9 protein-coding genes are annotated in these 12,014 nt (G+C 34.1%); 1 reads left to right on the top strand and 8 read right to left on the bottom strand.

Features of this window, described 5'->3' with window-relative positions:
* Window positions 1–133: 133 nt before the first annotated feature.
* The 5 genes from WBY99_RS12785 to WBY99_RS12805 form a co-directional block, all read right to left on the bottom strand.
* Window positions 134–691: a hypothetical protein gene (locus WBY99_RS12785; RefSeq protein ID WP_423976720.1), complete on the bottom strand. Its 558-nt coding sequence runs from the start codon at window positions 689–691 to the stop codon at window positions 134–136.
* Between the two features lie 152 nt (window positions 692–843).
* Window positions 844–1,536 carry an Ig-like domain-containing protein gene (locus WBY99_RS12790; RefSeq protein ID WP_423976721.1) on the bottom strand — a complete coding sequence of 231 codons (693 nt, stop codon included), beginning with the start codon at window positions 1,534–1,536 and terminating at the stop codon, window positions 844–846.
* Between the two features lie 156 nt (window positions 1,537–1,692).
* Complete coding sequence (locus WBY99_RS12795) at window positions 1,693–3,153, bottom strand: FAD-dependent monooxygenase (RefSeq protein WP_423976722.1); 1,461 nt, start codon at window positions 3,151–3,153, stop codon at window positions 1,693–1,695.
* A 251-nt stretch (window positions 3,154–3,404) separates the two neighbouring features.
* The gene (locus tag WBY99_RS12800; RefSeq protein ID WP_423976723.1) at window positions 3,405–5,492 is read right to left on the bottom strand and encodes a M13 family metallopeptidase; all 2,088 of its coding nucleotides are present in this window, start codon (window positions 5,490–5,492) and stop codon (window positions 3,405–3,407) included.
* Between the two features lie 187 nt (window positions 5,493–5,679).
* The gene (locus WBY99_RS12805; RefSeq protein WP_423976724.1) at window positions 5,680–7,779 is read right to left on the bottom strand and encodes a M13 family metallopeptidase; all 2,100 of its coding nucleotides are present in this window, start codon (window positions 7,777–7,779) and stop codon (window positions 5,680–5,682) included.
* Between the two features lie 1,180 nt (window positions 7,780–8,959).
* Here WBY99_RS12805 and WBY99_RS12810 point away from each other — a divergent pair.
* The gene (locus WBY99_RS12810; RefSeq protein ID WP_423976728.1) at window positions 8,960–10,240 is read left to right on the top strand and encodes an IS4 family transposase; all 1,281 of its coding nucleotides are present in this window, start codon (window positions 8,960–8,962) and stop codon (window positions 10,238–10,240) included.
* 12 nt (window positions 10,241–10,252) lie between these two features.
* On the opposite strand, the gene WBY99_RS12815 is transcribed toward WBY99_RS12810, so the two are convergent.
* From WBY99_RS12815 to WBY99_RS12825, 3 genes are read right to left on the bottom strand one after another with little or no spacing between them, the layout of a single operon-like run.
* Window positions 10,253–10,585, bottom strand: coding sequence for a hypothetical protein (locus WBY99_RS12815; protein ID WP_423976725.1), 333 nt, complete (start codon window positions 10,583–10,585; stop codon window positions 10,253–10,255).
* Complete coding sequence (locus tag WBY99_RS12820; protein ID WP_423976726.1) at window positions 10,578–11,330, bottom strand: hypothetical protein; 753 nt, start codon at window positions 11,328–11,330, stop codon at window positions 10,578–10,580. The genes WBY99_RS12815 and WBY99_RS12820 overlap by 8 nt, the downstream gene beginning before the upstream one ends.
* Window positions 11,290–11,901 (bottom strand): REP-associated tyrosine transposase, encoded by a 612-nt coding sequence (locus WBY99_RS12825; RefSeq protein ID WP_423976727.1) that lies wholly within the window; start codon window positions 11,899–11,901, stop codon window positions 11,290–11,292. The genes WBY99_RS12820 and WBY99_RS12825 overlap by 41 nt, the downstream gene beginning before the upstream one ends.
* Between the last annotated feature and the right edge of the window lie 113 nt (window positions 11,902–12,014).

Raw genomic sequence — 12,014 nt, forward strand, 5'->3', positions numbered from 1 at the left:
GCAATAAATTTTCTGATTTCGTGTATTTTAATTTTCTTCTTTCGTAAATTTATTGCATTCATTTAGGGCGCTTTTTTATTGAAATTGTAGATAATCTTTTATGTATCTAAAAAGAATTTGATTTTAAAAAAAATTACCAGTCGGATTTTTCAGACTTTAACGCTTCTGTTAATTTTGAAACAAAGTCATTAGTGTTGTCTTGAACTCCTTTATATAGTTCCTCCATCCAAACCGTGTTATCTTTTTTGAATATTGATCTACCAAGAACTCCACTACCTCCCGTTAAGTATATTTTTGTATCGTATTTGTCTTGTTTTTCGGCTTCTTCAAAATAAGGTTTAATCATTACTTTTCCATCTTTAAAGCCTATTTCATAAACATTAGTAAATGGTACAGTTGATTCTATTCCAAGCATTTTTCTACCAGTCCCTATAATGGATCTTGCACGTAATTTTATTTGACTATACTCAACTTCATTATAGCCGTCGCCTTTAAGATTCTTAAAATTTGACTGAATAAACATTTTCGTTTCTTCAAATAATTGTTTTTGTGTTTTTCCTGAAACTTCAATTACAACAAAATCTTTTGCTTTGTCATCAGAGTTTACAAAATTATTCGGGGTGAGTTCAAATTTTTGAGCGGTAAATATTCCGCATATTGCAAGTCCTGCAACTAATAATATTTTTTTCATAATTTGTTTTTTAATTAAATCTTTCAAGTAAATATGCGTCAACTAATACAATTCCCAAGATTATAAAATAATAATGCATTCTATCAATATTTCTGTAAAATTGTGGTGAATTTGCATGTTTTTACACTGCAATTTACACGATTGCGCTTCGTTTATTGTTTCGTATAAATAACGTTATAACCTAATGTTGGATGAATACTCATTCCCATCCATATCGGATTATCTAAATCTTTCATCATTACTGTTCCCGATTCGTTTGAAACAATAGTATATCTTTCTTTGTAAAATACAGTAACTTTTTCTATGGATGAACTCGTCGATGGAAAAATAGCAATGGCAGATGTCATTTTTCCACTACTGTCAAAAGTGTACCCAATATTTGTAATTTCTCCATTTTCGCCCTTATATATTAATGAAGTACTGGTTTCACTTTGCAACAGTCTTGATTCTCCTACTTTAATTTCTGCTTTGGTTTTTCCGAAGCCTATTATAGGTTCTTTAAAAAATGTGTGATAAGGAGCAATCGTAACTTCGGCTGTTGCTGTCTTTCCATTCTTAGTAGCTGTAATATTGAACTTTCCAACTTTTTGAGCTGTAAGAATTCCGGAAGCGTTAATATAACCTCTTTTTTCATCTGATGATTTCCAAGTGAACTCTGATGGTGTCATACTTGCACTTCCGTTTTTAACAGTTAGTTGTTGGGTTTTATCATAATTTATAGTTACCGAATTGGGTTCTAAAGAATAGTTTTCGGATATTACATCGTTTCCTCTATCCGAAGAACAAGAGTTTGTAATTCCAATTGTTGCGAATGACATCGCTGCTAATAAAATTAATTTATTCATAATTTTTGTTTAATTGTTTTTCAAAAATAGATAATGCTTATGTTTTGTGATTACGGGAAACCGTATTTAGGCAATATTTTTTTTAAATTTTTGCTAAATTCCACATACACAAAGGGTTTAATTTAGAAAGAAATGTTTTCTGTACAATTAAATACCCTACAATTCCCCCCGTTTCAAAACCCGTCCTCTCGGTTCATCGCCTTCGAACAAAGCAATCTCAGAATGTAGAAATTCTGCAGCGGCTGCAGAATCTTTTACTTTTGTTGCGGTTCGTTCCAGCATTTCTTTTTCAAAATCATTTAAAACACTTTCCCGAATTCCCTTTTCGCGCCAATCCGAATTTGGTTTGCAATTTTTATAAATTTCCCGCGCCAAAAATAAAGAATCGAGCAAAGCCTGATTTGCGCCCTGTCCTTTGAACGGACTCATCGGATGTGCCGCATCGCCCAATAACGTGACCGAATCTGCGTTTTTTAGCATTTCAGAAGTGAGCAAGTCGCGATCATAAACAGGATACCCTGTAATTTTATTTTCATCTGTTAGTTGCAGAATTTCCGGAATTGGGCTGTGAAAAGGAGTCCTCCTTATTGCTTCAGTTTTCAGGGCTGATTTTCCGTCGGCACTCAGTTTATTTGCTGCTGATTCTTCTATCGGAAAACTGAGTTGCCACATGATTGAATTTTGGTCGAAAGGCATCATGTAAATTCTTTCTTTTCCGTTTGCTGTTTGAAAAACCGTGGCAGAATCCAGCAAAGAATTTTCTAAATATTGAAGTTTGGAAAGTTCACAAATCCCCAAAATCACCATGCAACCCAAATACCGCAAAGGAGATTTTTCTTCTGGAATGATCGTGTTTCGAACGGCACTTCGGATTCCATCTGCGCCAATCAAAAGGTCTGCAGGATACGATTTACTTGCATTATTTTCTAAAAAATGAAGCTGTAATTTCCCCTCAGTATCTTTTTTGTAACCGGTAAACTGATGATTCCACCGTATTTTATCTTCTCCGCCCAACTGTTGCAGCAATTGCAGACGCAGATTTTGGCGGGCAATATGGATATTGCTTTTTTGAATATTATTTTGGGTAGTGAATTTATCAACTTTGCCCAGCCATTTTCGCATTCCCCATTGTCCCACAATTTTTCCATCCGGAGCATGCACCACGTGATGATTGGAGATAATACCGTTATCTAAATTAAAAATCCCGAAATTTTCTAAGGTCTTCCTGGCTTGTTGTAAGGTTAAACCATAACCTTGTGAACGCTCATTGAAACTGCTGTCTTTTTCATAAATAGTAAAAGGAATACCACGATGCAAACAGCCGATTGCTAAAGCGATGCCACCAATTCCTGCTCCAATAATGGCAACATGTGGGAAATGGTCATCGGGAATCGGGAAGTTTTCGGAAGGAATGATTCCGGAACCGGAACAATCCGGGCAACTGAAAAAAGTTCCCTCCGGACGAATCGGTGCACTTTTTTCGAAATTTGATTTTTCGAAAACTGCCAATTCAGCTTGATAACGAAGCTGGATTTTTTTTTTGATTCTGCGTTTTTGTTTACCAAGACCTTGACAATCTGGGCAGATGCTGAAACAAGTGATTTTATGATTGATCATTTTTATTTCTTCCTGATAAGAAGTTTTCCAAATATACGATAAGCGATTTATTTGATGAAAACCTTTTTTGCTTAATTAGAATAATCTAAGTATCTCCATTATGCAAAATATTTAATTCACCGTTTTTAGCAAAGAGTTCCGTTTTGAGACTTTTGAAAAAATTTACTAAGGTGAAACACTTGTATCTTTTGCTGTTGAAATAGTTTTAAAACAAAAAAAACGCCTGAATTTCTTCAGACGTTTTAGCGTTTTTACCAAATTTTAATTCTTTCATTTGGTGCTTTGTACAATTCATCATCCGGCGTAATGTTGAATGCCTCATAGAATGAATCTTGATTTACCAACGGTCCGAACGCTCGGAAATATCCTGGAGAATGCGGATCTGTTTTCACTTGATTCACCATATATTGTTCTGTAGATTTGGTTCTCCAAACGGTTGCCCAACTCATAAAGAATCTTTGATCTTGGTTGAAACCACTGATTAATCCTGGATTTCCGTGATCTTTCAAATACATTTGAAGAGCAGTATAGGCAACCGCTACTCCACCTAAATCACCAATATTTTCTCCGCTTGTAAATTTACCATTCACAAAACTGCCTTTCACAGGTTCGTATTTATCGTATTGCGCAGCAAGTTCTCCTACTTTTGCATCGAAGTTTTTTCGGTCTGCATCAGTCCACCAATTGTTCAAGTTTCCATCACCATCAAACCGGGAACCAGAATCATCAAAACCGTGACCGATTTCGTGACCGATTACCGCACCAATTCCGCCAAAATTCACCGCAGGATCTGCTTTAAAATTAAAGAAAGGCGGCTGAAGAATTGCTGCTGGGAAAACGATTTCGTTGTTAGAACCGCTATAATAAGCATTTACCGTTTGTGGTGACATTCCCCATTCGGTTTTATCAACTGGTTTACCAACTTTTGCTAAGTTTTTAGCGTAAGACCATTCGGTAATATTCTGTAGGTTTTTATAATAAGTTCCACCATCTGCAGTTCCTGTCAATTGCAGTTTAGAATAATCTTTCCAAGTATCAGGATAAGCGATTTTCACAGAGAATTTGGCTAATTTCTCTTGTGCTTTTACTTTGGTTTCGGGCGACATCCAATCGTTTTCTGCAATATGTTGTTTGAAAGATTTTTTCAAATAACCGATATAAGTTTCCATTTGCTGTTTTGCCTCAGCCGGGAAATATTGATCAACATACAATTTACCGAAAGCTTCACCTAACACGCCATTAATAACGCCCAAACCTCTTTTGTTCATGGCTCTCTGTTCTTGTTGACCTTGAAGATATTTGGAGTAGAAAGTGAAATTGAGATCATCTAATTTTTTATCAAGATTACCTGCATTACCAGCAACCAATCTTGCTTTCATATAATCTTTGATGAGTGGAAGATTTTTGTCATTCATCCAAGAATCCATATTTTGGTAATATTTCAATTCACTTACAATTACTTTGTCAGTTTTCACCCCAGCATCGGTCAAGTATTTCGGTAAATTAACTTGTTTAACCAGCTTTGAAAGTTCTGGCAAAGTTTTCGGGTTGTATCGAAGATTTGCATCCCGATTTTGCTCATTGGTCAAAAGGTCTTGCGCCAATTTCTTTTCAAAATTTACGACACTTTGTGCAGTTTGATCTGCATTTTTTTGACCAATTACTTCAAATAACTGAGCGAGATAATTTTTATATTCTACTAACGTTTTGGTGTTGGCTTCGTTATTTTTTTGATAGTAATCACGTCCTAAACCTAATGATGCGCCACCAAGATAAACCGCATTCATCACAGAATTTTTCATATCTGGACTCACGCGCCAAGCGTAGAAAGGGTTATCATTCGTTTTGGTAGCTTCCGTTAAATAGTTCTGTAATTGCGCAACCGTTTTTATTTGATCAATCTTTTGTAAATCCGCTTTAATAGGATTAATTCCGTCGGCATTTCTCTTGTTCCAATCCATAAATGTTCCATACAAGTTCTGGATTTTCTGACCTTCGGAATCTGGAGCAAATTTGTCTGCCAAGATTTTATCTAAAATCCCTAAAGAAGCATTATCAACATCTTCTCTCAAGGCATTGAAACTTCCCCAACTTGTTTTATCAGACGGGATTTCGGCAGTTTTCATCCAGTTTCCATTAACATAATTAAAGAAATTATCTTGTGGACGAACCGAAGTATCCATATAGGAAAGATTAATTCCCTCATCTTTGGTTGGTGCCGGTTTTATAGCAGTTGTCACTGTAGTTTCTGTTTCAACAGTTGCAACTTTCGCAGTTGAACATGAATTTAGTAATACAACTCCCGTAAAAGCGAGGGCTGCAATCGTTATTCTTTTCATAAGACTTTATTGATTATTATTAAGATTAATTCAAAGATAACAATTATTTTGAATTTTTCCGAACGATTTATCGATGTTTCATAATGACAGTATGTAATGGATGAGATTTTACTAAAAAAAATCACCCAAAATTAATTGAATGATTTTAAAAATCCCTCTCCCTTGGAAAGGGATTTAGGCTGCGGATTTACCAGATTTTTATTCTTTCTTCTGGTGCTTTGTACAATTTGTCGCCAGATTTCACATCGAAGGCTTTGTAGAAAGCATCGGTATTTACAAGTGGCCCGAAAGCTCTGTACAATCCCGGTGCGTGTTCGTTGGTTTTAATTTGGTTAATCAAAGCAGCTTCTTTCTGCAAAGTTCTCCAAACCGTTGCCCAACTCATGAAAAATCTTTGATCTTGGGTATAGCCGCTGATTTCTCCTGGGTTTCCGTGATCTTTTAGATACATTTGAAGTGCATCGTAAGAAATATTTACGCCACCCAAATCTGCAATATTTTCACCATTGGTAAATTCACCATTTACGAAAGTTCCTTTCACAGGTTCGTAAGTGCTGTATTGTGCTGCGAGGGCTTTTGTAGCTTTTTCGAAGTTCGCTTTGTCGTCTTTCGTCCACCAATCTACCAAGTTTCCGTCGGCGTCGAACTGTGCTCCAGAATCATCGAAACCGTGTGTCATTTCGTGACCGATTACGGCTCCGATTCCACCAAAATTAACGGCTGCATCAGCATTTGGATTAAAGAAAGGTGGCTGTAAAATCGCAGCCGGGAAAACGATTTCGTTGTTTAATGGGTTATAATAAGCGTTCACCGTTTGTGGCGACATTCCCCATTCTGTACGGTCAACTGGTTTTCCTATTTTATCTAAATCTTTTTGGTATTGCCATTCGGTAACATTTTGAAGATTTTTGTATAAAGTGCCGCCGTTTGCATCAGAATTAATGGTGAGTTTGGAGTAATCTTTCCATTTATCCGGATAGGCAACTTTTACGGTAAATTTGTTGAGTTTATTTAAAGCTTTTTCTTTTGTTACAGACGACATCCACGCTAAATTGTTGATGTGTGATGCGAAACTTTTTTTCAAATACTCGATCAATTCTACCATTTGTGTTTTCGCAGAGGCAGGGAAATATTTCTCAACATATAATTTCCCGAAAGCTTCACCCAAAACGCCGTTGATCATTTCAAAACCTCGTTTGTTCTGCGCTCTTTGCACATCTTGCCCTCTTAGATATTTGCCATAGAAATTAAATTTCTTCTGATCTAAATCTGCAGTAAGATGACTTGCATTACCTGAAATCAATTGATATTTCATGTAATCTTTAATCAAAGGAATATTTTTCGCATTGATGAATTTGTCTAAATTTTTGTAATAATTCAGTTCCCCAACAATTACTTTATCGGTATTTACGCCTACAGCATTAAGATATTTCGGAAGGTTTACATTTTTCACCATCGCCGAAAGTTGAGCCATCGTTTCTGGATTATATTGCAAAGTTGCATCTCGAATCTGCTCATTGGTTAAATAAGTTTTTGCGATACTTTTCTCGAAATTCACAATATTTTGTGCCGTTACTGAAGAATTTTTATATCCCAATACCTCCAACATTGAAGCGATATATTTGGTGTATTCTGCTAAAGCTTCTGTATTTTTCGGGTTTACTTTCTGGTAATAATCACGACCCATTCCAAGAGATGCATCGCCTAAATACACGGCGTTCATTTTAGAATCTTTCAAATCGGCATCAATTTCCCAAGAATAAAAAGGGTTTTCGCCATTTCTGGTTGCTTCTATGAGATACTTTTGCAAATCAGCAACAGTTTTTATAGCGTCGATTTTTGCTAAATCTGATTTTATGGGAGCAATGCCATCTGCATTTCGCTTCTCCATATTCATATAAGTAGCGTATAAATCCTGGATTTTTTTGCCTTCGCTTCCTTCAGCAAATTTATCGTTCAACAACGAGTTAAGAATCGTCATCGAGTTATTGTCGGTGTCATCTGCTAATTTGTTGAAGCTTCCCCAAGTAGATTTATCGGCAGGAATTTGGGCGGTTTTCATCCACGCTCCATTTACAAAATTGTAGAAATCATCTTGTGGACGAACAGCTTTGTCGAATGTGGTAAGATCTAAACCTTTTTCTGGGGTTACTTTTACGGTTTCTTTTACAGTTTCCATTGGTGCAGCAGGAGTTTCTGGTGGTTTTGGTGCTGTGACTTTTGTTGCACAAGAATTCAGTGCAATCATTCCTGCGAATGCAAGAATGGTTATGTTTAATTTTTTCATTGGAAAATACTATTTAGTATTTAGTATGATATTTTTCGAAAACGTTACAGTGAAATTAAGTTTTTATGGTTAACTTTTATTGGATGCTAAATTGGTATATCCAATTTCTGTATTCTAACCGAATCAATTTTGACTTACATTTGCTGATGTTTTTCTTATTAAAAATACAAAGCGCAAGCAAATGCCTGCACTTTTTCATTAGAATGATCTGAAATTTTCATTTTAAAACCTTATTGGTAAAACAAACCAACACATTTAGAACATTCCCTTAAAAATTAGATTTTAATTTAATAACAAACACAGCCTTTAAGTTTTATAATATTTGAAGTAATATTTTGATTAAAGTAATCATTAATATGAATCCCCGATAAATCTTGAGGTCTTTTTTTATATTCTTTTTCTAAAAATTTAATTACTTTGTCACCAAAATAGCTCACTTTGAAAGAACCATTAACTAATTTTTCTTTCTTTTTTAAATCCTTACAAAAGGATAATTCATTAAAGTCGATTTATAAAAGGATCAGGAAAAGAAGTTTTGGGTAAATATGGGGATGAAATAATGAAACAATCTTATAATTATTTATTTCAAGGAAGTGAAAAAGGTGTAGATATGTATTATAAGGAACAAGCAGGTAAAAATTATTAATATGTTTCAAGGAATTTTATGTTTAATAATTGGAATAATACTATTCTATTTAAAAATTAAAAAAAAATTGTTTTATAAAGATTTGTATGTAAACAATACTCCAACTAACTATTCCTATAATTTTAAAGGATGGATTGGTATTCTAGGATTTATCATAATTGGTATTTTTTTGATTTTCAAAAATTTGGGAAGTAAGTAATGTCTGAAAGTTAGTATTAATCATTTTTAGAATTTTAGCCAAATGATTATCTGTTGGTCGTTTTCTTACAGGTGCTATTGTGGGTGGTGTAGGTTCATCATTAGGAGGTGGAAACTTTTGGCAGGGTGCAGCTATTGGTACTATTGTAACTGTATTTAATCACATGAGCCATGAAGACCCCCCCGCTGGTGCGAGCGCAATGTCATTAAGTTAACTGGTTAAGCTATTGAAAATCAATAATTTAACTTGTTTTCACCAACTTATTTTCGTATATTTATATGATAATCAATTAGTTATTATGTTGCAAAAAAACAGCTTTAATTATTTTAGAAAAAATACAGGAAGAGTTTTTCAGTACATCACTTCAAGAAACTTATAAAATGAAGAATCAAGATTTCACAAGAAGCAGAAAACAATCATTTTCAAACACTCTGCTGTTAATGATTAATTTTCTAACTAAAAGCCTTTCTTTAGAAATTGAAAATTTTGTTCGTTATTTAAAAAGAGATATTTCTACTGCAGTACCATTTACCAAAAGTGCTTTTGTACAATGTAGGAAAAAAATATCTCCAGAAGTTTTTCGTCATCTTTCACGCTTATTGGTTAATGAGTTCTATACCGATAATTCAGGAGTTGAGCTTTTAAAAGGTTTCAGAGTATTGGCTGTTGACGGCTCACGAGTTACACTGCCTGTCACCCAAGAACTTGAAAATTATTATGGTAAAACTACTAATCAAACTAATACTTACGTCATACAGGCTAAAGTTTCGGTATTATATGATGTGCTGAATAATCTTGCTCTTGATGGTGTATTTTCCAATGTAAGTATTGGAGAAAGGGAAATGGCACTTGGACATTTAGAACACTGTAAAACAGGGGATTTACTTATCTATGACAGAGGTTATCCTTCTTTTAATTTTATACTTGAACACCATCAGAGAGGATTAGATTATCTAATGAGGGTGAAAACTGATTTCAGCGGTGTGACAAAATCTTTTTTAGAAAGAGGTGAGAAATCAGAAGTATTAGAAATACACCCTGGTAAAAACACCAAGCCATATGTTAAAGTAAACCAAAAACAACCCTCATTAAAAGTAAGAATGATCAGGATAGAATTACCTAATGGGCAAACAGAATTACTCATTACTTCTTTACTGGAAGATCAAAAATACACCCCAATTTTTTTTAAGGAACTATACTTCAAACGATGGAAAATTGAAACCTTTTACGATGAGTTAAAAAATAAACTAAAAATAGAACATTTCTCAGGATACTCCCATCAAAGTATATTACAAGATTTCTTTGCAGCCTTATTTATAAGTAACGTACAAACAATTATTATAGCAGATTTAGCCGAAGAAATAAAGGCAAATAATCTGAATAAACAATATGATTATAAAATCAATACAAATTTGTCTTATGGTTTTATGAAAGACAGAATAATAAGTTTGTTCCTGAAAAAACAAAATATACAACAAGTTATAGAAGAGCTAAAAGAACTCTTCAAAAATCATCTTGTTCCAATAAGGCTTAATCGTTCCAATAAAAGAAATATAGGAAAATACCGAAATAGAACAAAGCCTAAAGTCCTTAAAAATCAAAAAGATGCATTATGAAAATCCCTTAACTTAATGACATTGCGCTCGCACCAGCGGGGGATTCTTTATTCTATTCATAAAAGGAAAAGTTTTATTGTATTCTACCAAAACAGTATCGCCTACTTTATATTTTTCATCGTAACTTGGATTAGAATAATCTTCACCATTTACTGAAAATTTGTAATAATAATTAAATGCACCCGTTATAAAACCTCTTCTTAATGCATCTTTTTCGTTTACAACTAATCCGTATGTCGTTTGTGTTGAGACAACAGATAATAAAGGTCTAAATATTAATACATTTCTATTAAGAAAAATAATTATTAGGAAAATCAAAACTAAAAGGATTCTTTTTTTATTCATTTGTCTTGTCTTTTAATTTATCTACACTATTTTTAGTAGTTGCATTAACAGAATTTTCAACAGCTTTATTGGTAGAATTTTTAATCCCGTTACTCAATTGCTTTGAAATACCTTTTACATCAACTTTTTTTGAGATACTACTTGATGTCCTAGAACTTAGTCCAGTCGCTTTTTGAACAAAATTTTTGGCTTTAGTATTACTATTTAAATTCACTTTATTAGCTACTTTATCTAATTTTGTTGTCTTTGCTAAACCTCCTGCTTTTTTAGCAATACCTCCAACAGCAGCATCCGTTAGTGTATTTTTAGCGATATTCCTAACATTAGTTTCAGCTTTACCGGTTAATTTTCCGCCAGAATATTTCACGTCTACTGTATTATTCACTACCATTACTGTCGTCTTTATGGCTGCTTTTCTAATTGCGCTTCCGCCTTGTGTTAAAGCACCTTCCGCTGCTGATAAAGCTATTGATGAAACAGAAATATTATCAGTCCATATATTTTTAACAGTCGGGTCAAGGTAGTTAGCTGCGACTTGCATACCATAATCCGTTAGTCCTCCTACAAGTGCACCAACAATACACGTTGGACATCGTCCATCCGGGTCATCAAATTTTATGGGGTTGTTATATCCATAAGAATATGGACTAAGGTTATCTGGATTAAAAACCCGCTGCGCAAAGTCTCCTGACTTTGCGCAAAAACTAATCATCCTTATCATAATTACTATACTTCCAAAACTCATTAGTTTTCGTTACATCAATGATAGGGTTATCAGCTAATTCTATTTCAAATAATCCCTTTCCATTTACGTAATTGCTTGCGGAAGAATAAAGATAATCCTGTGCTTTTTCTACAATTCCGGCTCTTATAGGATTTAGATGAATATAATTAAGCTTGTCCCAAAGGAAATGCAAAGTATAAATCTCTTCGGCATGATTTCCATATTGCCAAAATTGATAATTCTTATTTCTTGTATGTGTTTCGGTTGCTTTTGCAAATCGTTCCAGCATCCACTCTCGTCGGCTTTCCGGATTTTGTTTAATAGCATCTAAAATATTCTTCGCCGTGAATTTTTTAAAATCCCGAATCAAATCTGAAAGTTTACCCTCTTTCGATTGCAAAATAATATGAATATGATTGCTCATGATTACAAAACCATACACCACCATTCCTTTATTTTCAATACAATACCGAAAGCAATCGACAACAATATCCCGATAGATTTTCCTTGAAAAAACATCAATCCAATCTACAATAGTGCAGGTAATAAAATGTATTTTTTCTTGATCTCTGATGACGTAGCCTTCTTTCATTTTAATGCTTTTACCAAAGATAGAAATTTATTCACATATCAGTTTTATTGGGCTCGAGGTCGAAAGATTTGTTATGTTGATTGCTCAAAGTCAGGAGACTTTGCGCAGCGGGG

Source organism: Kaistella sp., assembly GCF_049588135.1.
Lineage (GTDB): Bacteria > Bacteroidota > Bacteroidia > Flavobacteriales > Weeksellaceae > Kaistella.